Source organism: Stenotrophomonas testudinis (genome assembly GCF_024499815.1).
GTDB lineage: Bacteria > Pseudomonadota > Gammaproteobacteria > Xanthomonadales > Xanthomonadaceae > Stenotrophomonas.
Genome location: NZ_JAMOKY010000023.1, coordinates 31,643 through 56,990 on the forward strand (window position 1 = coordinate 31,643; position 25,348 = coordinate 56,990).

Below are 25,348 nucleotides of genomic sequence, written 5' to 3' on the forward strand. Positions count from 1 at the left end.
GCAGCAAAGCCGGACTGGCCGCCCTGTAAATGATATGTTATATCTTTATGTTGTACCCAGCCGTTGCTCCACATGCCCCCTTCCCCCTCTCTCCGGCTGGCCTCCATCGACCAGCTGCGCGGCACCGTGATGCTGCTGATGCTGCTCGACCACGTGCGCGAGACCTTCTTCCTGCAGCACCAGGTCGGCGACCCGATGGACGCGGCCAGCGTCTCCCCTGCCCTGTTCGCCTGCCGCCTGCTGGCGCATCTGTGCGCCCCGGTGTTCGTGCTGCTCACCGGCCTGTCGGCGTGGCTGTACGGCCAGCGCCAGGCCGACCCGCGCCGCGCCATCGCCGCCTTCCTGCTCAAGCGCGGCCTGTTCCTGGTGGTGCTGGAACTGACCCTGGTCAACTTCGCCTGGACCTTCCAGTTCCCGCCGGACACGCTGTACCTGCAGGTGATCTGGGCCATCGGCCTGAGCATGATCGCGCTGGCCGGCCTGCTGTGGCTGCCGCGCCCGGCGCTGCTGGTGCTGGGCGTGCTGCTGGTGGCCGGCCACAACCTGGTCGATGGCGTGCGCGTGGAAGGCAACGGCGTGCTGGCCGTGTTGTGGAAGGTGCTGCACCAGCGCGACTGGATCGAAACCGGCGTGCTGCGCCTGCGCACGTCCTACCCGGTACTGCCGTGGATCGGGGTGATCGTGCTGGGCTACCTGATGGGTCCGTGGTTCGCCCGCGACCGCGACCCGGTGCAGCGCCAGCGCTGGCTGCTGTGGGCCGGGCTGGGCGCGCTGGCCGCGTTCGCCCTGCTGCGCTTGGCCAACAGCTATGGCGAGGCGCCGTGGCAGCACCAGGACAGCGCCCTGCGCACCTGGATGAGTGTGTTCAACGTGACCAAGTACCCGCCGTCGCTGCAGTTCCTGCTGCTGACCCTGGGCGTGGGCCTGTTGCTGCTGCGCCTGTACGAATGGCCGCCGCTGGCCCGCGCGCTACGACCGCTGGCCGATATCGGTGCAGCGCCGATGTTCTTCTACCTGCTGCATCTGTACGTACTGAAGCTGCTGTACGTGGCCGCGCTGGCGACCTGGGGGCCGACCCACGGCAGCCTGTACGCGCTGGATTCGGTGGCCGGCCTGCTGCTGGTGGCCTGCGCGCTGGCGGTGGCGATGTATCCGCCGACGCTGCTGTTCGGCCGGTTCAAGGCGCGCCGCCGCGACCTGGCCTGGCTGCGCTACCTGTAATCGACCGCGCGTGATGAGCCCCATCCACGCATGGCGTGGATCTACTGGGGCCGCCGGGCCATGCCCGGCGCTACCCGGCGCGCGCCTATAATCCGCCGATGAATTCCACCGCGATCGCTTCCGACGACTTCCTCGGCCACCCGAAAGGCGTCTACGTCTGCTTCTTCACCGAAATGTGGGAACGCTTCTCCTTCTACGGGATGAAGGCGCTGCTGCTGCTGTATCTCACCAAGTACCACCTGTTCGGCGACAAAGCCGGCCTGGACCTGCTGGGCGCCTACGGCGGCCTGGTCTACTGCATCCCCGTGTTCGGCGGCATGCTGGCCGACCGCTGGCTGGGCATGCGCCGGGCGGTGCTGTTCGGCGGCATCCTGCTGGTGCTGGGCCACCTCGGCATGGCCTTCGAGGGCCACGCCGCTTACCGGGTCAACGGTGAGGTGGTGCGCGATACCTCGGCCCTGGCGGTGACCTACCTGTCGCTGGCGCTGATCATCATGGGCGTCGGCTTCCTCAAGCCGAACATCTCCACCATCGTCGGCAAGCTCTACCCGCAGGACGACCCGCGCCGCGATTCGGGCTTCTCGCTGTTCTACGCCGGCATCAACCTCGGCGCGCTGTTCTCCTCGCTGGTCTGCGGCTTCCTCGGCGAGGCCTATGGCTGGAAGTACGGCTTCGGCGCCGCCGGCATCGGCATGCTCGCCGGCCTGGCGATGTTCCTGTGGGGCCAGAAGTACCTGCAGGGCCACGCCGAACCACCGCAGCCGGCCGCACTGAAGCAGAAGGTGCTGGGCCTGCCGCGCGAATGGCTGATCTACCTGTGCGCGGTGGTCGGCGTGCTGCCGGTGGCCTGGCTGATGTGGGCCGCAGGCAACGGTGCCTTCGCCCTGGGCGGCGAGATCAGCCTGGCGCTGATGCTGATGCTGGTGGTGCTGGGCGGCGTGCTGGTCTGGTTCGCCTGGTTCACCGGCAGCAAGTGCACCCCGGTGCAGCGCCAGCAGATGATCGCGCTGATGGTGCTGATCTTCATGGCGCTGGTGTTCTTCACGATGTACGAGCAGTCCTACGGCTCGTGGGTCACCTTCACCGATCGCCTGCTGACCAAGGACATCGTGCCGGCGCTGGTCATCACCGGTGGCACCCCGCTGCCGTGGTCGATCATCTCGCTGCTGCTGGCACCGCTGGGCTTCGTGGTCAGCGCGCGCCTGTCCGAGCGCCGCCCGGGCTCGAACGCGCCGCGTGCATTCTTCATCGTCATCGTCGCGCTGATGCTGGTGCTGCTGGTGCGCGACTGCCTGGTCATTCCGCAGACGGCCGGCTCGCTCACCTATCTGGGCGGCCTGTTCCTGGTGCTGCTGGCCCCGGCGTTCGCCGCGCTGTGGACCTGGATGGACCGCCGCGGCTGGGAGCCGGGCAAGCCGGTGAAGTCGGCTTGGGGCCTGGTCATCGGTGCGCTGTCGTTCGTGCCGCTGGCACTGGCCGCGCAGCAGGTCAGCGCCACGGGTGAAATGGCCAGCGTGTGGTGGCTGGTGCTGGCCTACTTCCTGTTGGCCAGCGGCGAGATGTGCTTGTCGCCGGTCGGCCTGTCAGCGGTGACCCAGCTGGCCGTGCCGCGGGTGATGAGCCTGATGATGGGCACCTGGTTCCTGGCCACCGCGTTCTCCGAAACGCTGGCCGCGCTGTTCGGCAAGCTGGCGGCGATCGAGGTTCCCGAAGGAGAGACGCTGGACATGGTGGCGGCCGCAGGCGCCTATGCGCACCTGTTCTGGCTGCTGATGTGGATCGGCCTGGGCTGTGCAGTGCTGGCCTTCATCGCCGCGCCGCTGCTGAAGCGGATGATGCACGGGGTGAAGTAGCCCCCCCGTGCACCGGCGCCCGCTCAGGGCGCCTTGGCCTTGCCCGCCGCCGCAGATGCTGGTGCGGCGGTGGCGCCCCCCAGGCTGCGTGCGAGGAACGCCAGCAGCCGGGTGTAGTAGTCGCGCCGGTTGGCCTCGCCATACAGGCCATGCCCTTCGCGCGCGTAGTAGGCCGCTTCCACCGGCACGCCGGCCTGTTTCAACGCCGCTTCCATGCGCTCGGTGTGCTGCACGGGCGCACGCTGGTCTTCGCGCCCCGCCGCCAGCAGTACGGGCACCTTGATCCGGGCCGCCAGGTTCACCGGCGAAACCTCCGCCAGTGTTGCTGGCTCGCCCAGCCAGTCGCGCAGGTAGTTCACGCCCGACGTGCGGTCCTGCACATCGCCGCGCTTGAACATCAGCGGCAGGTCGTACACGCCCACATAACCGGCCGCGCAGCGGTACAGCGCGGGCTCGCGGGCGACCCCCATCAGCGCGGAGTACGCGCCGTAGCTGGCGCCGTAGATGCAGATGCGCCGTGCATCGGCGATGCCTTCTGCGATGGCCCAGCGCGTGGCATCGGTGACATCGTCCTGCATGGCGCGGCCCCATTGTTTCGCGGCGGCCTGGGTATGCGCGCGACCATGATTGCCCGAGCCCCGGAAGTTGACCTGCAGCACCGCATAGCCGGCCGCCGCCAGCAACTGGTTGTCGCGCTCGAAGCTGCCGTCGTCGAACTCGCCGATGGGGCCTCCATGCGGCTTCACCACCATCGGCAGCCCGCGGCCATCGCTGCCGTGGGGAACGGTAAGGAAGCCGTGCAACGGCATGCCATCGCGTGCGGCCAGGGTCACAGGACGCACGCTGGCACCGCCGTCGCGGTCGAACCAGCGGTTGCGCGCGGTCAGGAACGCCGCTTCGCGGGTGGCCGTGTTGAACAGGAACCAGTCACCGGGATTTTTTCCCGAGTCGACCTTGACCAGGATGCGCGCATTGTCACGGGTGGCCGACAACAGGCTGACCACGTGGCCAGGGAAGGCTTTTTCCAGCATGCGCTGGATACGCGCGGTGGGCGTCTGCTCGTCGAAGAACGCGCTGCGCGGAGCCGCACCCACGAACTGCACGCCGACCGGCACCCGCGTGCCCGGCTGGTGGATGATGTAGGTCGGATCGACCGCTGCATCCTGCAGCAGGGTGCGGCGCTCGTTGGTCTGCGGATTCCAGCTGACCACCACATCGGGCCCGCTGGCCTGCTGCACCACCAGGTAGGCCAGCTGGTTGTCGGCGGAAAAACCGATCGGACGTTCGATGCGGTAGCTGCTGTCTTCATCGTTGAGCAGCGTCCAGCGGCCGTCATCCTGGCGGTAATACAGCTTGTTGACGTTGTCTTCGCCAGCGCCACGGGCGAAGCGCAGCACCCCCGCGTTGTCGGTGGTGAACGTGGCCCGCTGCACCGGCGAGCGCGAGACCAGCACGCGGCGACCGGTGACCACATCCAACCGTTCCAGCCGTGCACTGGTGTCATTGGCAAACGGCCACAGCGAGATCAGCACGTTGCGGTCATCGCCCTGCAGCGGGTCGGCGAGGAAGGCCGCCACTGGCTCCACCCTGCGGCCGCTGACCAGGCCCGGCTCGTCCGGGCGTGCGCGGTAGCCGACCAGCAGGTCACCACGCTTGCCGTTGGCATCCATGGCATACAGCTCGCCGGTGGGCCGCGGCGCGTCCAGCGCGCCCCACTTCTCGGCCAGGCCGATCAGCAGGCGGTTGTCACTGACCCAGTCGACGCTGTCGGCGTGGTTGTTGCGCGGCGGCCGGAAGTTGCCGACCAGCTCCATGGTGCTGGTGCGCAGGATGGCGACGGCGGTTGCATCTTCCAGCGGCAGGGTCATCGCCAGGTACTCACCGGTGGGCGAGAGCTGGATGTCATTGAACTCGGCGCGGCGCAGGTAGTCGTCCAGCGCGAGCTCGGCCGAACGGGCCTGGCCCGCGCCGCACAGCGCCAGCATCCCGGCCAGCAGGATGGAAGGTTTCATGATGTCTCCCCTGGCCGGGCAGCCGTGGCTGCCCGGCCTGCTGAAGCGCACGCGCGGCGTGCGCGGTTGGACTTACGGCGCCTTGCCGCTGGCCTTCGGCGCTGCCGCACTGGCCTGGGCCCCACCCAGGCTGTTGGACAGGAACGCCAGCAGGCGGCTGTAGTACTCGCGTTCGTGCTCGGGCCGGTAGAAGCCGTGGCCTTCGGTGCTGTAGTACAGGCTTTCCACCGGCGTGCCCGCCTTCTTCAGTGCTGCTTCAAGGCGCTTGGTGTGCTCGATCGGCGCGCGCTTGTCTTCGCCACCGGCCGCGAGGAACACCGGCACCTTGATCTGCCCGGCAAGGGTGACCGGCGAGGCCGCGCCCAGCTTCGCCGGGTCGCCCAGCCAGTCACGCAGGTAGGTCATGCCCGAACCGCGGTTCTGGATGTCGCCACGGGTGAACATCATCGGCAGGTCATACACCCCCACGTAGCCGGCGGCACACTTGTACATGCCCGGTTCGCGCGCGGCACCCATCATCGCCGAGTAGGCGCCATAGCTGGCACCGTAGATGCAGATGCGGTCCTTGTTGGCGATGCCCTGCGCGACGGCCCAGCGTGTCGCATCGGTGACGTCGTCCTGCATGGCGCCGCCCCACTGCCGTGCACCGGCCTGGGTGTGCGCGCGGCCGTAGTTGCCCGAGCCACGATAGTTGACCTGCAGCACCGCATAGCCGGCATCGGCCAGCATCTGCGATTCCATGTCATAGCGGCCGGAGTCGAAGATGTCGTACGGACCACCGTGCGGCAGCACCACCATCGGCAGGTTGCGACCGTCGCTGCCGTGCGGCAGGGTCAGGAAGCCGTGCAGCGGCAGGCCATCGCGGGCCTTCAGCGATACAGCGCGCACCGGCGCGGTCTTTTCCACGTCCAGCCACTCGCTGCGGCTGATGAGGTGCTGCGCCGACTTGGCCACGGTATCGAACACGTAGAACGAGCCGGGATCGTTGCCGGTCCAGGTTTCCACCAGCACCTTCTTGCCGTCGCGCGTGCTGGAGGTGATGTAGACCGGCTGCTTGAAGGCCGCTTCCAGGCTGTGGTACAGGCGCGCATCGGCCGAGGTCTCGTCGAAGAAACGGCTGCGGGTGGTGTCGCCCAGGTACAGCGCACCCACCGGCACGCGCGTGCCGTTGCGGAAGATGATGTGGTACGGATCGACCACGTCATCGGCCAGCAGCGTCTTCCGCTCGCCGGTCTCCGGGTTCCAGCTGACGATGGCGTCGGGGCCCTTCGGCTGCTGGACCTGCAGGTAAGCCACGCTGTTGTCTTCAGCAAAGCCAATGGCCGTCTCGATCCGGCTGCTGACCGCCTCGTCGTTGACCATCACCCACTGGTTGTTGCCCGGCTGGCGGTAGTAGAGCTTGTTGACGTTGTCAGTGCCGGAACCATGGGCGAAACGTACTTCGCCCTTGTTGTCGGTGGTGAAGCGGGCATTGCGCACCGGCGAGCCCGCCACCTGCACGCGGCGACCCGTGGTGACGTCCAGCCGCTCCACGCGGGTGAAGGGATCGTTGCCGAACGGCCACACCGCGACCAGCACGTTGCGGTCGTCATTGGCCAGCTCGTCGGTGAGGAAGGCGGCCACCGCCTCCACCTTCTTCGGCTGGATGCGGGTACCGGGCCCATTGCCTTCCACGCGGTAGCCGACCAGCAGCTCGCCGCGCCCGCCATTGGCGTTGACCGCGTACAGCTCACCGGTGCGCTGCGGCGTATCCAGCGAGCCGAACTTCTCGGACAGCTCGATCAGCACGCGTTCGTTGCTGACCCAGTCGAAGCTGGTCGCATGATTGTTGCGGGGCGGGCGGAAACTGCCCATCGGCGTGTTGTCCGACGTCCGCATGATGACCACAGCCGTGCTGTCTTCCAACGGCACGGTGGCAGCGAAGTAGTCGCCCCCCGGCGAAATCTTGATGTCCTGGAATGTCTCCTGGCGGATGTACTTTTCCAGGTCCACGGCACCGACCGCAGTCGGCGCGGCACAGGCCAGCGCCAGCAGCGCGGCCATCATTGTCCTGCGCATCCTTCCCCCTATACAGCGGACACCCTGTCCGCACCCCCGATTGTAGGCAGGCCGATGCGCGGTCTGCCAGTGTCGGATCGCGTGCCCCGCCCGTCAGGGCGCCCTTGTCGCGCGTGCCGCCCGCGTGGCCGGCGGCGCTGCCGGGCTGGCCGTGGCTCCGCCAAGGTTGCGCGACAGGAACGCCAGCAGGTGGGTGAAGTAGTCACGCTGGTTGGCTTCGCGGTACAGGCCGTGCCCCTCATGGCGGTAATAGAGCGTTTCTACCGGCACGCGCGCCTTGTTCAGCGCCGCGGCCATGCGCTCGGTGTGCACCGGTGGGGCGCGCACGTCGTCGCGGCCGGCGGCCAGCAGCACCGGCACCTTGATCTGCCCTGCCAGGTTGACCGGCGACCACGCGGCCAGCTCCTTGGGCTCGCCCAGCCACTCGCGTAGATAGGTCTTTCCCGACGCGTTGGCGCGGATGTCGCCGCGGACGTGCATCAACGGCAGGTCATAGACACCGGCAAAACCGGCCGCGCAGCGATACAGGCCCGGTTCGCGCGCGGCGCCCATCATTGCCGAGTAGGCGCCATAGCTGGCGCCGTAGATGCAGATGCGTCCGGCGTCGGCCCAGCCCTGCGCGATGGCCCAGCGGGTGGCATCGGTGACATCGTCCTGCATCGCCCGGCCCCACTGCTTCTGGCCGGCCAGCAGGTGGTCGCGGCCAAGGCCGGACGAACCGCGGAAGTTGACCTGCAGCACCGCGTAGCCGGCCGCGGCCAGCATCTGCGTCTCGCTGTCGTAGCCACCGGTGTCGAATTCGCCGAACGGGCCGCCGTGCGGCATCACCACCATCGGCAGGTCACGCAACTCGCGGCCGTGCGGCACGGTGACGAAGCCGCGCAGCGCGCGCCCGTCGCGTGCCGTCAGCTGCAGCGGCCGCACGCTGGCCATCTCGGCCGGGTCAATCCAGTCGCTGCGGCTGATCAGGTGCCGCGCAGCCTTGCGGGTGGTGTCGTAGAGATGGAAGTCGCCGGGATTGCTGCCCGACCACGATTCGACCAGCAGCGTCCGCCCGTCGTGGGTGCTGGAGGTCACGTTCACCGCAGAGCCCAGTCCGGCTTCGAGGCTGCGGTAGAGCCGTGCTTCGGCCGAGGTCTCGTCGAAGAAGCGGGTGCGCGGGGCTTCGCCGAGGAACAGCGCGCCCACCGGCTGGCGGGTACCCGGGCGCATCAGGATCCGCGTCGGATCGAGCACCGGGTCGCGCAGCACGTCGCGCCGCTCATTGCTGCGCGGGTTCCAGGCGACGATGGTGTCGGGGCCTTCGGCCTGCTCGACCTGCAGGTAGGCGATCTCGTCGCTGGCATCGAAGCCGAGCGCGAATTCGAGGTGTCCGCTGGCCGCCTCGTCGTTCACCAGCACCCAAGGCGCAGCTTCATCCTGGCGGTAGTAGAGGCGGAGCTTGTTGTCGTCATCGCGGGCGCGGGCGAACCGCACGTGGCCAAGGTTGTCGGTGGTGAACGCGGCATCGGCCATCGGTGCCTGCGCCACGGCCGTGCGCCGCCCGGTCAGCACGTCCATGCGCTCGACCTGGGTGGAGGCCTTGCTGAAGAGCGGAGTGACCGCCAGCAGGACGTTGCTCTCGTCATCGCGCAGTTCGTCGGCCAGGAACGCCACCACCGAATCGGCCGGCATCACCGACTGGTCGCGGCCGCGGCCGGGCGAGCGGACGCCCACCAGCAGCTTGCCTTCCTTGCCATCGGCGTTGACCGCGTAAAGCTCACCGGTCAGCCCGGGCCGGTCCAGGGGACCATAGGACACCGCCAGGCCGACCAGCAGCCGATCACGGCTGACCCAGTCGAAGGTGCTGGCGTGGTTATTGCGCGTCGGCCTGAAGGAGCCCACCAGCTGCATGTCGGCGATCCGGTAGATCGCCACCAGCGTGCCGGCCTCCACCGGCGCGGTCGCGGCCACGTACTCGCCCGTGGGTGAAATCTTGATGTCGGTGAAGGTTTCCCGCTGCAGGAAACGATCCAGGTCGACCGTCGCCGCGGCAAGCGGCATCGACGCCAGGGCCAGCCCGACGGCCAGAAAAATACTGCGCATCCATCCCCTTTGCCGCGGACACCCTGTCCGCCTGCGGGAATTCTAGGCAGGGGCGGTACCCGGCCGCCAGCACCACGGACAAACGCGCTGCGGAAAAAAAAAGGACGGCGGCATCGTTTCCGATGCCGCCGCAGCCACGACCTTGGAGAGAGTGTGGTGTTCGGTGCAGTGCTCAGTGCACGCCGCGGATGGCCAGCGTGAGCGCCAGGATGCTGAGGATGACGGCGATGGTGCCGTCCAGCACGCGCCAGGTGCTGGGCTTGGTGAACAGCGGCGCCAGCAGGCGGGCACCCAGGCCCTGCGCGGTCAGCCACAGGCAGCTGGCGGTGACCACGCCGGCGGCGAACGCCATGCGCGCATTGCCGAAGTTCTCGGCGATCGAGCCGATCACCATCATGTCCAGCCAGAAATGCGGGTTGATGAGCGAGAAGCCGACCGCGGCCAGCAGCACCGCACGGCGGCTGCCGTCATCGCTGTCGGCCTCGCCCATGCCACCGCCACCGGCGAAGGCGCGGCGCGCGGATTTCATCGCATACCAGGCCAAGAAGGCCACACCGGTCCACAGCACGGCGCTGGTCAGCCACGGCAGCGCCGAGGTGAGCGTGCGCAGGCCGGCTACGCTGGCGAAGATGAAGATGGCGTCGATGGCCGCGCAGGTGGCGACCACCGGCACGATGTGCTTGCGCAGGATGCCTTGGCGCAGGATGAAGGCGCTCTGGGCACCGACCACGGCGAACAGGCCGACGCCGGTAGCTGCACCAGAGAACCAGGCACCGAGGCCGGTGCTGGCGGAGATGACCGAGAACATGGGATTCACTGCCTTGTCTTACTGGGGGGGACGGTGCCTCGCAAAGGCGGACAGCACCGGAACGGGCGCCATTGTCGCGCCGCACCATTTGAAAGACGAGCTAAACTTACTAAACCAACATTAGCGGAGCTTAATTCGATGCGCATCGACCATGCCCAGCTGCGGGCTCTGGCAGCGGTCATCCGCGAAGGCAGCTTCGACCGCGCTGCGCAGTCGCTGAATGTCACCCCTTCGGCCATCTCGCAGCGGGTGAAGGCGCTGGAGGACCGGATCGGCCGCCTGCTGGTCAAGCGCGGCACCCCGGCCACGGCCACCGCCGAGGGCCAGCTGCTGGTCCAGCTGGCCGAGCAGACCGCGCTGCTGGAGCACGACGCCCTGCACCGCATGGGCCTGGCCGACGAGGACCTGCCGCAGGCGAGCATCCCGGTGGCGGTGAACCACGACAGTCTGGAAACCTGGTTCCCGCAGGCCGCGCAGCAGTTCGCGCAGAACACCGGCACCACCCTGGACCTGCGCGTGGAAGACCAGGACCACACAGTGGAGCTGCTGCGCCAGGGCACGGTGCTGGGTGCAGTGACCACGCTGGACGAGCCGGTGCAGGGCTGCCAGATCCATGCGCTGGGCAGCATCCGCTATGCGGCGACCTGCACGCCGGAGTTCCGCGAGCGCCATTTCGCCAAGGGGGTGACGGCGCAGGCGCTGGCGCAGGCCCCGGTGCTGGTGTTCAACCGCAAGGACGACATGCAGTCGCGCTTCGCCCAGCGGATGGCCGGCGATGCGCTGCCGAGCACGGCGCCGACGTGGTGGATCCCCTCCACCCGGGCCTTCGTGCAGGCCAACCTGGGCGGGCTGGGCTGGACGATGAACCCGCTGCCGCTGGTGAAGCGCCATCTGGATGCGGGGCGGCTGGTGTATGTGCGGCAGCGTGCGTGGGAGGACGTGCCGCTGTACTGGCAGCACTGGAAGGGCGATGTGCAGACGATGGCGCTGCTGACCCGGGCGGTGCTGGAGGCGTCGAGCACGCTGGTCCGGCGGAAGCGGTAGTGCCGGCCGCTGGCCGGCAACGTCAACGTCAACGTCAGAAGCGGGCATTCCGTGGAATGGCGGGGTGGGTCCGGTTGCTGCGCAACGGGCTCTGACCCCATTTTTTGGGACCTGTTTCTGTGCCAGCATCGCGGCAACCGACCTTCTGGGGGCTGGGCGATGCAGACCGATCCGGTGTTCCTGCATATCCGCGTGGTGATGGGCATCATCCTGGGCCTGTCGATCACCACGCTGCTGAAGGGGCTGGCGCAGATCATCGAGCACCCGCAGCGGCGCGGCTGTTCGGCCCTGCACCTGTGCTGGGTGGCCTGGACGCTGGTATCGCTGGTGACGTTCTGGTGGTGGGAATTCCGCCTGGTCCAGGTACACCAGTGGACCTTCGAGATCTATCTGTTCGTGATCACTTACGGCGCTACGTGGTTCCTTTTGTGCGCCCTGCTGTTCCCGGATGACCTGCGCGATTTCGGCAGCTACGGCGCCTACCTGATGCAGCGCCGGCGCTGGATCTTCAGCGCGATCGCCGCGCTGACGCTTCTGGATCTTGTGGATACCGCGATCAAGGGGCAAAGTCGCTGGCGCCTGCTGGGCGAGGCCTATCCGCTGCACACGGCGCTGATGCTGATGGTCTGCGTGCTGGGCTGGAACCTGCGCACGACACGCGCGCAGGTGGTGCTGGCCGGGGTGGCACTGGCGTACCAAGTGGGCTACTTCGCTGCGGAGTACTTCACCATCGGCAGTGATTGAACGCTTCCGCCGGGCATGGCCCGGCGCTACCGAAGGAACCTGCATGACGATCCACTACCGCCCCGCCCTTTCCACTGATGCGGCCGCCTGCATCGACCTGCGCGGGCGTACCCGCGAGAACGCCTTCAGCGCCGCGCAGCTGGCCGAACTGGGCATCACCGCGGAGAGCTGGGCGGCAGGCATCGCCGAGGGCGATTTCATCGGCCGCATCGCCGAGGACGACGGCACGGTGGTCGGCTACGGCTTCGCCGACCGCGACAGTGGCGAGGTGCTGGTGCTGGCGCTGCTGCCGGACTACGAACGCCGCGGCATCGGCCAGCGCCTGCTGCAGGAGGTGGTCGGTCTCGCCCGCGTCGCCGGCCATGGCCGCCTGTTCCTGGCCTGCTCGGCCGATCCGCGCTCGCGTTCGCACGGTTTCTACCGGCATCTGGGCTGGCAGGCCACCGGCGAGGTGGATGAGGCAGGCGACGAGATCCTGGACCTGGTCGGAGCGCGTGACGCCGGGGGGCGGGATGCTGCATTGCATCAAAACCGGACCAGATCGGGTTAAAATCGCGGCAGGTTGCTGCAAGGCATTGTTTCTTCACGCCATTTGCTGTCCCAGCGCGCATCCTGCCCCCTTCCCCACGCCCAAGTCATTCCCATGAAGAAATTTGGCAAGGCTCTTATCGCCCTGCTCGTGCTGCTGTTGCTGGCCGCCGCGCTGTTCCTGTACTGGCCGCTGACCCAGCGCTCGGTGCCCGCCGCCAGCAACGACAAGCCGGTCGACGTCGTCCTGGTCGGTGCCGGCATCATGAGCATCACCCTGGCCACCTACCTGCAGGAACTGCAACCGGACTGGAACATCCAGGTCTACGAGCGGCTCGACACCGTCGCCGGCGAAAGCTCGGACGGCTGGAACAACGCCGGCACCGGCCACTCGGCATTCGCCGAACTGAACTACACCCCGGAACTGCCCGACGGCAGCATCGAGACCAAGCGCGCGGTCGGCATCGCCGAGTCGTTCGAGGTTTCGCGCCAGTTCTGGTCGCACCAGGTGAAGGATGGCCGGCTGAGCCAGCCCAGCGACTTCATCAACCCGACCCCGCACATGAGCTTCGTCTGGGGCGATGACAACATCGCCTACCTGCACAAGCGCCAGCAGGCGCTGGTGAAGAACCCGCTGTTCTACGGCATGCAGTACTCGGAGGATCCGGCGCAGATCAAGCAGTGGGCCCCGCTGCTGATGGAAGGCCGCGACCCGAAGCAGAAGGTCGCTGCGACCTGGATGCCGCTCGGTACCGACGTCAACTTCGGCGTCATCACCCGCCAGCTGACCGCCGGCCTGCAGCGCAGCCCGAACTTCGGCCTGCACCTGGAACATGAAGTGCGCGCGCTGCGGCAGAACGCCGACAAGAGCTGGAACGTGACGGTGAAGGACCTCAAGGCCGGCACCGAGACCACCACCCACGCCCGCTTCGTGTTCATCGGTGCCGGTGGCGCCGCGCTGAAGCTGCTGCAGATGTCCGGCATTCCCGAATCGAAGGATTACGCCGGCTTCCCGGTGGGCGGCCAGTTCCTCGCCTTCCAGGGCGCGGACGTGACCTCGCGCCACCACGTGAAGGCCTACGGCATGGCCGAAACCGGCTCGCCGCCGATGTCGGTGCCGCACCTGGATGCGCGAAAGCTGGACGGCAAGCCGGTGATCCTGTTCGGGCCGTTCGCCCTGTACAGCACCAAGTTCCTCAAGCACGGCTCGTGGTGGGACCTGTATTCGTCGGTCAACCACAACAACGTCGGCCCGATGCTGTCGGTGGGCAAGGACAACCTGGACCTGGTGCAGTACCTGATGGCCCAGGCGCGTCTGGATGATGCTGACCGCCAGGCCGAGCTGGTCAAGTACTTCCCCAACGCCAAGCCCACTGACTGGAAGCTGGTGACGGCCGGCCAGCGCGTGCAGATCATCAAGCGCGACCCGCTGAAGGGCCCCGTGCTGCAGTTCGGCACCGAGATCGTGACCGACAAGGACCACACCCTGGCCGCCCTCCTGGGTGCCTCGCCGGGTGCCTCGACCTCGCCGCCGATCATGCTGGACCTGATGGCCAAGGCCTTCCCGGAACAGATGAAGGCCGGCTGGGAAACCCGCCTGCGCGAGATCGTGCCGTCGTACGGTCGCAAGCTCAACGAGAGCGCTGCGCTGACCAACGAGATCCGCACGCAGACCAGCCAGACCCTGCACCTGCCGTATCTGGACGTGCCGGTGGAAGCCGGTGCGACGCCGGCGGTGGCCCCGGCCGCTGCCCCGGCCGCGCCGGAAAAGCGCAACGCCAACGAGGAGCTGCAGGCGCTGTAAGCCTGCTTGCCCATTGCACTACACGGACGGCCACCTTCGGGTGGCCGTTCGTATTTGGGCGGCTCTTTGGTGTAGAGCCGAGCCCATGCTCGGCTCCAGCCAAATGCAGCCGAGCATAGGCTTGGCTCTACAGAAGGCGGTGCCCGGCGCCAGGACGCCCATGTCCGCTGATACGAATTGTAATGTTGTTAAGAATTATTTACATTTGCGCCCTGCGCAGTGACTGCGCCCTCCCAGATGGACCTGATGTGCCCGAAGCCGCCGCCCCGGGTACTGGACGACTGTCGCCACCCTTCCCCGCTTCCAACCCTCGAGCCCACCATGTCCTTGACCCTGCGTAACCGCCTGCCCCGCCGCGCGCTGCTGCCGGCTGCCCTGCTTTCGTCGCTGTCCCTGCTGGCGGCGCCCAGCGCGTTTGCTGCCGCCGACGCCTCCGACGCCAAGACCCTGGACCGGGTGAGCGTGCGCGCCGAACAGTCGGCGCCGCCGTCGAGCACCACCCGCCTGCCGATCACGCTGCAGGAAACCCCGCAGTCGTCCACGGTGATCGGCCTGGATCGCCTGCAGAACGAATCGCTGTTCAGCATCAACGACGTGATGCGCAACGTCACCGGCGTCAGCGTGTCCTTCTATGACACCCAGCGCCCGCTGTACTACGCGCGTGGTTTCGCCATCACCGATTTCCAGGTCGATGGCATCCCCACCTACAGCGGCTCGACCAACCAGGAATACGACACCGCCTTCTACGACCGCGTGGAAGTGATCCGCGGTGCCAACGGCCTGCTCAGCGGCGCCGGCGTGCCGTCGGCCACGGTCAACCTGCTGCGCAAGCGCCCGGGCAAGGAATTCGACGCCTCGTTCTCGGTCAGTGCCGGCAGCTGGGATTACCGCCGCATGGAGGCGGACGTAACCGCGCCGCTCACCGCCGATGGCCGCTTCCGCAGCCGCGTCGTCGCCGCCTATACCGATCGTGATTTCTATTACGACCGCTACAAGGAAAACAAGATGGCCGGCATGGCCGTGCTGGAAGGCGACCTGACCGACAGCACCACGGTCACCGTCGGCTACCAGACCCAGGACAACAACCCGGTAGGTTCGACCTGGGGCACCGTGCCGTTCTTCGACAGCCAGGGCAATTTCGCCCACCTGCCGCGCTCGACCAACGTGTCGCCGAAGTGGAGCTATTGGCAGCGCGAAACCAGCACCGTGTTCGCCAACCTCGAACAGCGCTTCGGCGACGACTGGCTGCTGAAGGTCAACACCTCCTACACCCGCGGCAACGTGCAGAACGTGCGCCTGTACGGCACCGGCAACCCGAACCCGGTGGACGGCTCGGGCATCTTCCTGCGCGCCGCCGCCGGCGATGCCGAAGACACCCGCCGTAACGTCGATGCCTACCTGACCGGCACCTTCAGCCTGTGGGGCCAGGAGCACGACGTGACCCTGGGCACGCAGTGGTCGGACCTGGAAGCCACCACCAACACCACCACGCTGAACTTCCCGAGTGACTGGGCGCGCTGCGGCAACGAGCGCTGCTACTACATCCCCAACATCTACGACTGGAACGGCGACATCTCCGAGGTGACCTACACCCGCACCGGTGCGCGCCGCCTGGCCAAGACCACGCAGAGTGGCGTGTACCTGGCCACCCGCCTGCGCCTGGCCGATCCGCTGGCGCTGATCGCAGGTGCACGCCTGAGCCGCTGGGAAACCCGCTCCCGCGCCTACAACGCCGCCGGCGCGTACACCGGCACCAGCGGTGCGTACAAGGTCAGCGACGAAGTCACGCCGTACGTGGGCCTGGTCTACGACATCACCCCGGACGTGTCGGTCTACGCCAGCTACACCGAGATCTTCAACCCGCAGAACTACAAGGACAAGAACGAGAACCTGCTGGCGCCGGTGCAGGGTTCCAACGTCGAAGCGGGCATCAAGACGCAGTGGTTCGACGGCCGCCTGACCGCCAATGCGGCGGTGTTCGAAGCCAAGCAGGACAACTACGCGGTGCGTGACATGAGCGTGCCGGACGGTTCGCTCAGCGATGGCAGCTCGGCCTACATCGGTGTCAACGGCACCAAGGCGCGCGGCTGGGAAATGGACATCAACGGCGAGATCCTGCCGGGCTGGACGGTCAATGCCGGCTTTACCCACGTCAAGGTGACCCGCGCCGCGACCGACCTGCTGTACGCGAACCCGGCCGAGGACTTGCTGCAGCTGAACACCCAGGTGCGCCTGCCCGGCGTGCTGGACCGCCTGAGCGTCGGTGCCGGCGTGCAGTGGCAGAGCAAGGTGCAGGGCTACAACATCCCCTACCCGCTGGGCGGCACGGTGACGGTGAACCAGCCGGCGTATGCACTGGTGCAGTTCAACGCCAACTACCGCATCAGCGACAACTGGACGGCGACGCTGAGCGTGCGCAACGCGCTGGACAAGACCTACTGGGCCAACCTGGACTACAACAACTACGGCGAACCGCGCTTCGTGGCGGCCAGCCTGCGCTGGAAGTTCTAAGGTCGCCGCACGCCGGGGTCGGATCCCTTTCCGCAGGAAAGGACTCTGACCCCACCGCGGGCTCCATCCACGCATGGCGTGGATCTACCGGCGCAATCCCGGTGATGCCCGACCGTTGGTCGGCACTTGCCTCCCCCGCGCTGCCACGACCAACGGTCGTGGCCTACATGAATAGGCCCGCCTGCGTGCGGGCCTTTTTCTTGCTGCGCTGCGGGTTGCACACCGCCCTGTAATTATGTCGTAATTATCAAACCACCAATCGGAAGCCGGTCGATGAACCCGAGCTGGGACACGTTGGAACGCAGCCGCCAGGCCCGCCTGGAACGGGCCGCGCCATGGGCCAGGGGCCGCGAGGTCGCCGCCGCGGATGTGGCCGAACTGCTGCATGCCCTGCTGGAACCGGGCGACAAGGTCTGCCTGGAGGGCAACAACCAGAAGCAGGCCGATTTCCTCGCCCAGGCCCTGGCCGACCTGGACCCCGCCCGCGTGCACGACCTGCACATGGTGCAGTCGGTGCTGTCCCTGCCCTCGCACCTGGATGTGTTCGAACGCGGCATCGCGTCGAAGCTGGACTTCTCGTTCTCCGGCCCGCAGTCGGTGCGGCTGGCCAACCTGGTGGCCGAAGGGCGCATCCAGATCGGTGCCATCCACACGTATCTGGAACTGTTCGGCCGCTACTTCATCGACCTCACCCCGCGCGTGGCGCTGGTCGCCGCGCAGGCCGCCGACCGCCACGGCAACCTCTATACCGGCCCGAACACCGAAGACACCCCGGTGATCGTCGAGGCCACCGCCTTCGGTGGCGGCATCGTCATCGCCCAGGTCAACGAAATCGTCGACACACTCCCCCGCGTCGATATCCCCGCCGACTGGGTCAACTTCGTGGTGCAGGCACCGCGCCCGAACCACATCGAACCGCTGTTCACCCGCGACCCGGCGCAGATCTCCGAGATCCAGGTGCTGATGGCGATGATGGCCATCAAGGGCATCTACGCCGAGTACGGCGTGAACCGCCTCAACCATGGCATCGGCTTCGACACTGCGGCCATCGAGCTGCTGCTGCCGACCTACGCCGAATCGCTGGGACTGAAGGGCAAGATCTGCCAGCACTGGGCGCTGAACCCGCACCCGGCGCTTATTCCGGCGATCGAATCGGGCTTCGTCAAATCGGTGCATTCGTTCGGTTCGGAGCTGGGCATGGAGAGGTACATCGCCGCGCGAGGCGATGTGTTCTTCACCGGTGCAGACGGCTCGATGCGCTCCAACCGCGCGTTCTCGCAGACCGCCGGCCTGTATGCCTGCGACATGTTCATCGGCTCGACCCTGCAGATCGACCTGCAGGGCAACAGCTCCACCGCCACCCGCGACCGCATCGCCGGCTTCGGCGGCGCACCCAACATGGGCTCGGACGCACGCGGCCGCCGCCACGCCAGCGACGCCTGGATCAAGGCTGGCCAGCAGGCCGCGCGGCCGGGCGAAATGCCGCGCGGGCGCAAGCTGGTGGTGCAGATGGTGGAAACCTTCCGCGAGCACATGGCGCCCGCCTTCGTTGAACGCCTGGATGCCTGGGAACTGGCCGAGCGCGCGGACATGCCACTGCCGCCGGTGATGATCTACGGCGACGACGTCAGCCACGTGCTGACCGAGGAAGGCATCGCCAACCTGCTGCTGTGCCGCACGCAGGAGGAACGCGAACAGGCGATCCGTGGCGTCTCCGGCTACACCGCCGTCGGCCTCGGCCGCGACCGCGCGATGGTGGAAAACCTGCGCGACCGTGGCGTGATCCGTCGTCCTGAAGATCTCGGCATCTCGCCGCGCGACGCCAGCCGTGACCTGCTGGCCGCGCGTTCGGTGAAGGACCTGGTGCGCTGGTCCGGCGGCCTGTACGACCCGCCCAAGCGCTTCCGCAACTGGTAAGGGACTGAGCATGGAAACCCTCGACTATCGATTCGACGGCCGCATCCCCGTGCAGTTCCCGCGCGATGCGGTGCTGGTGGGCGTGCTCGCCTCGGGCAACCTGGAAATCCTGCTGGAGCCCGCCGCGCAGGACGGGGCGATGACGGTGCGCATCATCACCGCCGCGCAGGGCTTCGGCACCATCTGGCAGGCGGTCATCGCCGATTTCGCCCAGCGCCATCCCCTGCGCGACGTGCGCGTCTCGATCAACGATGCCGGTGCGACGCCGGCCGTGGTCAGCCTGCGCCTGGACCAGGCCGTGGAAACCCTGCTGGCCGGAGGCACGCCATGAGCCACGTGCAACGCCACAGCTATTACGAAGCCGATGCACGCGAACGCATCGCCGGTCTGGTCGACGCCGGTTCGTTCCGCGAATTCCTCGGCCCCGCACGGCGGATGATGAGCCCGCACCTGGCCCAGCTCGACCAGCCGGCCGCCTTCGACGATGGCATCGTCGTCGGCGAAGCGACGCTGCAGGGCAAGCGCGTGTTGCTGGCCGCGCAGCAGGGTGAATTCATGGGCGGTGGCGTCGGCGAAGTGCACGGCGCCAAGCTGACCGGTCTGCTGCGCCGCGCGGCGGAAACGCAGCCCGATGGCGTGCTCCTGCTGCTCGATACCGGCGGCGTGCGCCTGCACGAAGCCAATGCCGGCCTGATCGCGATTTCCGAAATCATGCGCGCCACCCTGGGCGCACGCGCCGCCGGCGTACCGGTCGTGGCCCTGATCGGCAGCGGCAACGGCGCGTTCGGCGGCATGGGCATCGTCGCCCGCTGCTGTACCACCGTCATCATGTCCGAGGAAGGCCGGCTGTCGCTGTCAGGGCCGGAAGTGATAGAGACCGTGCGCGGCGTGGAAGAGTTCGATTCGCGCGACCGCGCACTGGTCTGGCGGGTGACCGGCGGCAAGCACCGCTATCTGATCGACCAGGCGCAGGTGCTGGTGCCCGACGCCATCGAAGCCTTCGCCCGCGCCGCGGCCGATGCGTTGCAGGCCGACGCCGCCAGCACAGATACCGACGCTGCCCTGGCCGCCCTGCAGGCCCGCCACGCCGCGTTGAAGGCGCGCGTGCAGGCCTGGGGCGACTGCCGCGATGGGCTGGAGATCTGGGCCCGTCAGGGCATCGCCGAACCCGAGCGCCTGCCGCTGCTGGACACCGACGCCTTCCTCGCCGCCACCGCCGACCGGAGCCTGCCATGAGCGCCCCGCTGCAGACCCTGCTCGACGCCCTGTTCCCGCGCGGCCACCGCATCGACATCCATGATTCGGTGCTGACCGGAACGGCCACCACCGAGGACGGCGAAGTGACGGTGATCGGCACCACCGACCGCATCGAGGTCGGCGTCGACCATGCGCTGGCGCTGGCCGAAACCGTGCTGGCCAGTACCGCCGCACACCCGCAGCGGCCACTCGTGATGCTGGCCGACACCGCCGGCCAGCGCCTGGCCCGTCGCGATGAACTGCTGGGCATCAACGGCTGTTTCGCCCACCTCGCGCAGACCCTCGACCTGGCCCGCCGTCGTGGCGCGCGCCTGGTTACCCTGGTCTACGGCGAATCGGTGAGCGGCGGCTTCCTGTCCTTTGGCCTGATGGCCGACCACATCCATGCCCTGCCCGATGCACAGGTGCGGGTGATGGACCTGCGCGCGATGGCGCGGGTGACCAAGCAACCGCTGGAAAAGCTGCAGGCGCTCAGCCAGAGCTCGCCGGTGTTCGCACCGGGCGTGGCCAACTACGTGTCGATGGGCGCGGTCGAATCGCTGTGGGATGGTGACCTCGCCCAGCACCTGCTGCAGGCGCTGCGCGCGCCCAGCGACGGCGACCTGCGTGCCGCACGCGGTGCCGAACGTGGCGGCCGCGCACTGGCGGCCGATGTCTGCACTGCGGTGGCCCGCGGCGATGCCTGACCGGCCCGCCCGCCACACGCTGGTCTGGCTGTCGGCCAATGCCGACTGGCGGGCCGACGTGGCCGCGCAGGAACCGCGCCTGGCGGCGTGGTTCGCGCAGGGGCTGCCCGCGATGGTGGCGCGGCGTGCCGTGGATGATCCCGACCCGCGCCTGCGTCTGGGCGTGCCGCTGCCGCCGAGCGAGGGCAAGCAGCGCCTGGCCCTGCGCGTGCCGCTGCATGACGTGCTGCGCCAGCAGCCGCCGCCGATGCTGGAAGCCATCCTCACCACCGGCGTTGCCAACGACTGGCAGGCCGCGCTGCACGCACTGGCGCGCCTTGCGCCGGCCCGTGTTTTCGGTGCCTTCGCATGGCAGCACCTGAGTGGCCTGCCCTATGTGCATGCCGGATCGGACATCGACCTGCTGTGGCAGGTGGAGGCCACGGTACAGGCCGATGTACTGGTGGCGCGCCTGCAGAAGTGGGAGGCCGAGCACGGCCGTCGGGTGGACGGCGAACTGTGCCTGGCCGACGGCGGCGCGGTGAACTGGCGCGAATACGCCGGTGGCAGCCGCCAGGTACTGGTCAAGCGCCTGGAAGGTGCCGCGCTGGAAGCCCGCGAACGACTGTTCCTGGCCACTGGAGTGGCCGCATGAACACCTTGGCCCACGCCACCCGCCCCGTCGCGCACCGCGTCGACAGCGCGCGCCTGGGCCGCCTGGCCATCGCCAGCCTGCATGCCGAACTGGCCTGCGCACCCAAGCCGGGCCTGGTCACTCCGTTCGATACCGGCAGCCATGACGACATGGATGCCGGTACGTTCCTGCGCAGCCTGTTCGCGCTGCGCCACTACTTCACCGCGATTGCCGGCGCCGGTGCCGCTGATGCGCCGTTTGCCAACCTGCGCGCTCACGGCATCGCCGCCGAGCACGCGATGCTGCGCGCCACCGGCGGCATCAATACCCATCGCGGTGCCATCTTCAGCCTGGGCCTGCTGGTCGCCGCTGCCGCCCGCTGCCGCCGCCAGCAGAGCCACGCCGCGCCCGCCGCGCAGGTCTGCCTGGCCGTCCAGCACTGGGCCGATGCGTTGGCCGCTGCGCCGCTGGATGCGAACAGCCCCGGCCAGCGCGCGCGCCTGCGCCATGGCGTGCCGGGGGTGCGCGAACAGGCCTCCGCCGGTTACCCCGTGCTGCGCGAGCTGGCCGTACCGACCCTGCGCCATGCGTTGCACAACGGCTTGGCGCGTGATGCGGCGATGTGCCAGACCCTGATGCAGCTGGTCGCGCAGGTGGACGATCTCAACCTGCTGCACCGTGGCGGCGCAGAGGGCCTGGCCTGGGCGCAGCAGCAGGCGCGCCGCTTCATCGAGGCAGGCGGTGCCTTCGCACCCGGCTGGGAAACTCGCCTGCACGGCATCGGTGAGGGCTTCGTCGCGCGCCGCCTGAGCCCCGGTGGCAGCGCTGACCTGCTGGCCTGCAGCTGGTTCCTGCTGCAGCAGGAGGGCGCATGAGCCTGGCTCTGCTCTGCCCCGGACAAGGTGCGCAGCACGCGGCGATGTTCGACCGTGTGCGCGGGTTTCCCGCGGCCCGCGACGTGCTGGTGTCGGCCAGCGCCGTGCTCGGCCGTGATGTGTTCGCGGCCGCCGCCGACGGAGCACGCTTCGACAACGCACTGGCGCAGCCCTTGCTGTGTGCCGCAACGCTGGCGCACTGGCACGGCCTGCGCGAGGCGCTGCCGGCACCGCTGCTGGTGGCCGGCTACAGCATCGGTGAACTGGCCGCGCATGCAGTTGCCGGCAGTTTTGATGCAAGCACCTGCCTGGCCCTGGCCGCGCAGCGCGCGCGGTTGATGGATGCCGCCAGCCCTGCCGATGCAGGCATGCAGGCCGTGCTGGGGCTGGAGCGCCAGACGCTGCAGCCGCTGTGTGCCGCGCATGGCGCGCATGTGGCCATCGCCAACGGCCGCGATCACTTCATCGTCGGCGGCACGCAGGCCTCCCTGCAGGCACTGGCCGATGCCGCGCGCGCGCAGGGTGCGGAGATCCGCCCGCTGCCGGTGCATGTCCCCGCGCATACGCCGCTGCTGCACGCTGCCGTCCCACCGTTCGCCGCCGCACTCGACGGCTCGCCGCTGCAGGCCCCACGCCTGCCGCTGCTGGCCGGCATCGATGCGCGCCCGGTGCGTGACCGCGCAGCGGCGGTGCACACGCTGTCGGCGCAGCTGGCACAGACCATCGAATGGGCGCAGGTGATGCGCCAGGCCTTCGAGCGCGGCGCGCGGGTATTCCTGCAGCTTGGCCCGGGCAATGCTTTGGCGCGCATGGTCGCGCCGTCCTACCCGTGCTGCGAGGTGCGCGCGGTGGAAGAGTTCCAGAGCCTGGACGGCGCGGCGGCATGGGTCCGCAGCGCGCTGGATCGGCTGCAGTAACGGGTTCGAGCAGTACGTATCACGCATCACGTTGTACGACGCCTTACCCCGGGATGGCGGGTCTCCATCCGAGCTGTACCCGAGTCACGTGTCTGGGAGGGCGCATGAGTCCACAAATCGCAACGATCATCGGTCTGGTGATCATGTTCATCGTCGCCACCGCGATGCCCATCAACATGGGTGCGGTGGCCTTCGCCCTCGCCTTCATCATCGGCGGGATCTTCGTCGACATGGGTGGCAAGGACGTGCTCGCCGGCTTCCCCGGTGACCTGTTCCTGACCCTGGTCGGCATCACCTACCTGTTCGCCATCGCGCAGAAAAACGGCACCATCGACCTGCTGGTGCACTGGGCGGTGAAAGCGGTACGCGGCCACATCGTGGCCATTCCGTGGGTGATGTTCGTCATCACCGCCGTGCTGACCGCCTTCGGCGCGCTGGGCCCGGCCGCGGTGGCCATCATCGGCCCGGTCGCGCTGCGCTTCGCCAAGCAGTACAACATCAACCCGCTGATGATGGGCCTGCTGGTGATCCATGGTGCGCAGGCCGGTGGCTTCTCGCCGATCAGCGTGTACGGCAGCATCACCAACGGCGTGGTGCAGAAGGCCGGCCTGGAAGTGACCGAGATGGCGGTGTTCCTGACCAGCCTCGGCTTCAACTCCATGATGGCGATCATCTGCTTCCTGGCCTTCGGCGGCATCGCGCTGATGCGTCGCGGTTCGATCACCGCCGCCGGTGGCGTCGGCAACGCCGAGCTCGCCATGGCCGGTGGCCCGCAGGCGTCGTCGCGGCAGTTCGCCATCGAAGGCCACGGCGCGCTGGTCGCCGCCGGTGGTGGCACGCTGTCCAATGACCCCGCCGCGCTGGATGCGGTGGGCTTCACCCGCGAGCGTCTGTTCACCCTGATCGGCCTGCTCGGCTTGGGCGTGGCCGCGCTGATCTACAACCTCAACGTCGGCCTGGTCTCGATCACCGTCGCGGTGGCGCTGGCCCTGCTCTCGCCGCAGAGCCAGAAGGGTGCGGTCGATGGCATAAGCTGGTCGACCGTGCTGCTGATCTGCGGCGTGGTGACCTATATCGGCGTGCTTGAACATGCCGGCGCGGTGGACTTCATCGGCCATGGTGTTTCCAGCATCGGCATCCCGCTGCTGGGCGCCCTGCTGGTCTGCTATGTCGGCGGCATCGTGTCCGCATTCGCCTCCTCGGCGGCCGTGCTGGGCGCGACCATTCCGCTGGCGGTGCCGTTCCTGATGCAGGGCCACCTGGGTGCGGCCGGCGTGATCTGCGCGCTGGCCGTGTCGTCCACCATCGTCGACGTCAGCCCGTTCTCGACCAACGGCGCGCTGGTGGTGGCTTCGGCCGCGAAGGAAGAGCGCGAGACGCTGTTCCGCCGCTTCCTGGTGTACAGCGGCCTGGTGGTGGCGTTTGGCCCGCTGCTGGCCTGGCTGGTGTTCGTGGTACCGGGCTGGATGTAAGTGCGAGGGGCGCCGGAAGAATCCGGCGCCCTTTTAGTTGGGGCGGCGGACTTCCCGCACCGCGTTACAGGTTCCACGCAGGGAGGCAGTACACTTTCCACCATGGCCATTGCTCCCGCCCCGCGTTCGCCGAAGAAGCGCGCACCTCTGTACGAAGAGGTGGCCGAGCATGTGCGCGAGCGCATCTACGATTACCGGCTGCCGCCGGGCGAATGGATCGACGAACCCGCGCTGTGCGAGGAACTCGGCATCAGCCGTACGCCGCTGCGCGAGGCGTTGAAGCTGCTGGCCGCCGAAGGGCTGGTGCAGATCGATGCCGGCCGCGGTGCGCGGGTCACCCGACTTACCCTGGAAGACCTCAACCAGCTGTTCCCGGTGATGGCGATGCTGGAAGGCCGCTGCGCGCATGAGGCGGTCAAGCACATCGACGACGCCGGCGTGCAGCAGCTGGAAGACCTGCATGCGGCGATGGAAGCGGCGGCCGCCAACGGCAACATCGCCGAGTACTACCGCAACAACTACCTCATCCACGAGACCGTGCAGCACTACGCCGGCAACCCGTGGCTGATCCGCATCACCCACGACCTGCACCGCATCCTGAAGATGCACCGTGGCCGCCAGCTGCTGGCACCGGGCCGCACGGCGCAGTCGCTGGCCGAACACCGCGAGCTGATGGACTGCTTCCGCCGCCGTGACGCGCAGGCGGCAGAGCGCACCATGGAACGCCACCTGCTGAGCCAGGGCCAGGCGCTGGCCGCGTACGTGGCCGATGGCGGGTTGTTGAACGTGCCCGCGCCGCTGCCGACCGAAGGCGGCGGCTGAGCGGGCTGTTGCCCGCCACGACAAACCACGGCTGACCGCTGTTCTGTAGAGTGGGGGGGGGGGGGGGGGGGGGGGGGGGGGGGGGGGGGGGGGGGGGGGGGGGGGGGGGGGGGGGGGGGGG

Annotated in this window: 20 protein-coding genes; 16 read left to right on the forward strand and 4 right to left on the reverse strand. The window is 68.2% G+C overall.

Translation table 11 applies throughout. The features are described from left to right. Window positions 1–72: 72 nt before the first annotated feature. Both NQ204_RS13165 and NQ204_RS13170 read left to right on the forward strand, forming a co-directional pair. A complete protein-coding gene (locus NQ204_RS13165; RefSeq protein WP_116863144.1) occupies window positions 73–1,221 on the forward strand; it encodes an acetyltransferase domain-containing protein in 1,149 nt (382 codons plus the stop codon). A gap of 98 nt (window positions 1,222–1,319) precedes the next feature. After that, window positions 1,320–3,074, forward strand: a complete 1,755-nt coding sequence (locus NQ204_RS13170) for a peptide MFS transporter (RefSeq protein WP_256644091.1) — start codon at window positions 1,320–1,322, stop codon at window positions 3,072–3,074. Between the two features lie 23 nt (window positions 3,075–3,097). On the opposite strand, the gene NQ204_RS13175 is transcribed toward NQ204_RS13170, so the two are convergent. The 4 genes from NQ204_RS13175 to NQ204_RS13190 form a co-directional block, all read right to left on the reverse strand. Then, on the reverse strand, window positions 3,098–5,086 hold the full coding sequence (locus NQ204_RS13175) for an alpha/beta hydrolase family protein (RefSeq protein WP_256644092.1): 1,989 nt from the start codon (window positions 5,084–5,086) through the stop codon (window positions 3,098–3,100). A 72-nt stretch (window positions 5,087–5,158) separates the two neighbouring features. Continuing rightward, window positions 5,159–7,144, reverse strand: a complete 1,986-nt coding sequence (locus NQ204_RS13180; protein ID WP_256644093.1) for an alpha/beta hydrolase family protein — start codon at window positions 7,142–7,144, stop codon at window positions 5,159–5,161. 93 nt (window positions 7,145–7,237) lie between these two features. Then, a complete protein-coding gene (locus NQ204_RS13185; RefSeq protein ID WP_256644094.1) occupies window positions 7,238–9,229 on the reverse strand; it encodes an alpha/beta hydrolase family protein in 1,992 nt (663 codons plus the stop codon). A gap of 172 nt (window positions 9,230–9,401) precedes the next feature. Then, window positions 9,402–10,037, reverse strand: a complete 636-nt coding sequence (locus tag NQ204_RS13190) for a LysE/ArgO family amino acid transporter (RefSeq protein ID WP_108764406.1) — start codon at window positions 10,035–10,037, stop codon at window positions 9,402–9,404. A gap of 138 nt (window positions 10,038–10,175) precedes the next feature. Here NQ204_RS13190 and NQ204_RS13195 point away from each other — a divergent pair, with 138 nt between their 5' ends. The 14 genes from NQ204_RS13195 (at window position 10,176) to NQ204_RS13260 (ending at window position 25,227) form a co-directional block, all read left to right on the forward strand. Then, on the forward strand, window positions 10,176–11,081 hold the full coding sequence (locus tag NQ204_RS13195; protein WP_108768150.1) for a LysR family transcriptional regulator ArgP: 906 nt from the start codon (window positions 10,176–10,178) through the stop codon (window positions 11,079–11,081). A 159-nt stretch (window positions 11,082–11,240) separates the two neighbouring features. Next, a complete protein-coding gene (locus NQ204_RS13200) occupies window positions 11,241–11,825 on the forward strand; it encodes a hypothetical protein (protein ID WP_256644095.1) in 585 nt (194 codons plus the stop codon). 43 nt (window positions 11,826–11,868) lie between these two features. Beyond that, complete coding sequence (locus tag NQ204_RS13205; RefSeq protein ID WP_256644096.1) at window positions 11,869–12,375, forward strand: GNAT family N-acetyltransferase; 507 nt, start codon at window positions 11,869–11,871, stop codon at window positions 12,373–12,375. A gap of 93 nt (window positions 12,376–12,468) precedes the next feature. After that, window positions 12,469–14,157, forward strand: coding sequence for a malate dehydrogenase (quinone) (gene mqo / locus NQ204_RS13210; RefSeq protein WP_256644097.1), 1,689 nt, complete (start codon window positions 12,469–12,471; stop codon window positions 14,155–14,157). A 321-nt stretch (window positions 14,158–14,478) separates the two neighbouring features. Then, window positions 14,479–16,668: a TonB-dependent siderophore receptor gene (locus NQ204_RS13215; protein ID WP_256644098.1), complete on the forward strand. Its 2,190-nt coding sequence runs from the start codon at window positions 14,479–14,481 to the stop codon at window positions 16,666–16,668. A gap of 273 nt (window positions 16,669–16,941) precedes the next feature. Next, window positions 16,942–18,585, forward strand: a complete 1,644-nt coding sequence (gene mdcA / locus NQ204_RS13220; protein ID WP_256644099.1) for a malonate decarboxylase subunit alpha — start codon at window positions 16,942–16,944, stop codon at window positions 18,583–18,585. 10 nt (window positions 18,586–18,595) lie between these two features. Continuing rightward, entirely contained in the window at window positions 18,596–18,916 is a 321-nt protein-coding gene (mdcC, locus tag NQ204_RS13225) for a malonate decarboxylase acyl carrier protein (RefSeq protein ID WP_256644100.1), read from the forward strand. Continuing rightward, window positions 18,913–19,821, forward strand: coding sequence for a biotin-independent malonate decarboxylase subunit beta (locus tag NQ204_RS13230; RefSeq protein ID WP_256644101.1), 909 nt, complete (start codon window positions 18,913–18,915; stop codon window positions 19,819–19,821). The genes mdcC and NQ204_RS13230 overlap by 4 nt, the downstream gene beginning before the upstream one ends. Beyond that, window positions 19,818–20,528, forward strand: a complete 711-nt coding sequence (gene mdcE / locus NQ204_RS13235) for a biotin-independent malonate decarboxylase subunit gamma (RefSeq protein WP_256644102.1) — start codon at window positions 19,818–19,820, stop codon at window positions 20,526–20,528. The genes NQ204_RS13230 and mdcE overlap by 4 nt, the downstream gene beginning before the upstream one ends. Further along, complete coding sequence (gene mdcG / locus NQ204_RS13240; RefSeq protein ID WP_116863131.1) at window positions 20,521–21,162, forward strand: malonate decarboxylase holo-[acyl-carrier-protein] synthase; 642 nt, start codon at window positions 20,521–20,523, stop codon at window positions 21,160–21,162. Before mdcE ends, mdcG begins: the two co-directional genes overlap by 8 nt. After that, window positions 21,159–22,016 carry a triphosphoribosyl-dephospho-CoA synthase MdcB gene (mdcB, locus tag NQ204_RS13245; RefSeq protein WP_256644103.1) on the forward strand — a complete coding sequence of 286 codons (858 nt, stop codon included), beginning with the start codon at window positions 21,159–21,161 and terminating at the stop codon, window positions 22,014–22,016. Before mdcG ends, mdcB begins: the two co-directional genes overlap by 4 nt. Continuing rightward, window positions 22,013–22,933, forward strand: coding sequence for a malonate decarboxylase subunit epsilon (gene mdcH, locus NQ204_RS13250; RefSeq protein ID WP_256644104.1), 921 nt, complete (start codon window positions 22,013–22,015; stop codon window positions 22,931–22,933). Before mdcB ends, mdcH begins: the two co-directional genes overlap by 4 nt. A 104-nt stretch (window positions 22,934–23,037) precedes the next feature. Beyond that, entirely contained in the window at window positions 23,038–24,405 is a 1,368-nt protein-coding gene (locus tag NQ204_RS13255) for an SLC13 family permease (RefSeq protein ID WP_116863128.1), read from the forward strand. Window positions 24,406–24,507: 102 nt separating this feature from the next. Further along, a complete protein-coding gene (locus NQ204_RS13260) occupies window positions 24,508–25,227 on the forward strand; it encodes a GntR family transcriptional regulator (RefSeq protein WP_108768136.1) in 720 nt (239 codons plus the stop codon). Window positions 25,228–25,348: the final 121 nt, after the last annotated feature.

Bases quoted from the DNA above. Each gene is read 5' to 3' on its own strand.
- NQ204_RS13165 (WP_116863144.1), top strand. From the start codon at position 73: ATGCCCCCTTCCCCCTCTCTCCGGCTGGCCTCCATCGACCAGCTGCGC.
- NQ204_RS13170 (WP_256644091.1), top strand. From the start codon at position 1,320: ATGAATTCCACCGCGATCGCTTCCGACGACTTCCTCGGCCACCCGAAA.
- NQ204_RS13175 (WP_256644092.1), bottom strand. From the start codon at position 5,086: ATGAAACCTTCCATCCTGCTGGCCGGGATGCTGGCGCTGTGCGGCGCG.
- NQ204_RS13180 (WP_256644093.1), bottom strand. From the start codon at position 7,144: ATGCGCAGGACAATGATGGCCGCGCTGCTGGCGCTGGCCTGTGCCGCG.
- NQ204_RS13185 (WP_256644094.1), bottom strand. From the start codon at position 9,229: ATGCGCAGTATTTTTCTGGCCGTCGGGCTGGCCCTGGCGTCGATGCCG.
- NQ204_RS13190 (WP_108764406.1), bottom strand. From the start codon at position 10,037: ATGTTCTCGGTCATCTCCGCCAGCACCGGCCTCGGTGCCTGGTTCTCT.
- NQ204_RS13195 (WP_108768150.1), top strand. From the start codon at position 10,176: ATGCGCATCGACCATGCCCAGCTGCGGGCTCTGGCAGCGGTCATCCGC.
- NQ204_RS13200 (WP_256644095.1), top strand. From the start codon at position 11,241: ATGCAGACCGATCCGGTGTTCCTGCATATCCGCGTGGTGATGGGCATC.
- NQ204_RS13205 (WP_256644096.1), top strand. From the start codon at position 11,869: ATGACGATCCACTACCGCCCCGCCCTTTCCACTGATGCGGCCGCCTGC.
- mqo (WP_256644097.1), top strand. From the start codon at position 12,469: ATGAAGAAATTTGGCAAGGCTCTTATCGCCCTGCTCGTGCTGCTGTTG.
- NQ204_RS13215 (WP_256644098.1), top strand. From the start codon at position 14,479: ATGTCCTTGACCCTGCGTAACCGCCTGCCCCGCCGCGCGCTGCTGCCG.
- mdcA (WP_256644099.1), top strand. From the start codon at position 16,942: ATGAACCCGAGCTGGGACACGTTGGAACGCAGCCGCCAGGCCCGCCTG.
- mdcC (WP_256644100.1), top strand. From the start codon at position 18,596: ATGGAAACCCTCGACTATCGATTCGACGGCCGCATCCCCGTGCAGTTC.
- NQ204_RS13230 (WP_256644101.1), top strand. From the start codon at position 18,913: ATGAGCCACGTGCAACGCCACAGCTATTACGAAGCCGATGCACGCGAA.
- mdcE (WP_256644102.1), top strand. From the start codon at position 19,818: ATGAGCGCCCCGCTGCAGACCCTGCTCGACGCCCTGTTCCCGCGCGGC.
- mdcG (WP_116863131.1), top strand. From the start codon at position 20,521: ATGCCTGACCGGCCCGCCCGCCACACGCTGGTCTGGCTGTCGGCCAAT.
- mdcB (WP_256644103.1), top strand. From the start codon at position 21,159: ATGAACACCTTGGCCCACGCCACCCGCCCCGTCGCGCACCGCGTCGAC.
- mdcH (WP_256644104.1), top strand. From the start codon at position 22,013: ATGAGCCTGGCTCTGCTCTGCCCCGGACAAGGTGCGCAGCACGCGGCG.
- NQ204_RS13255 (WP_116863128.1), top strand. From the start codon at position 23,038: ATGAGTCCACAAATCGCAACGATCATCGGTCTGGTGATCATGTTCATC.
- NQ204_RS13260 (WP_108768136.1), top strand. From the start codon at position 24,508: ATGGCCATTGCTCCCGCCCCGCGTTCGCCGAAGAAGCGCGCACCTCTG.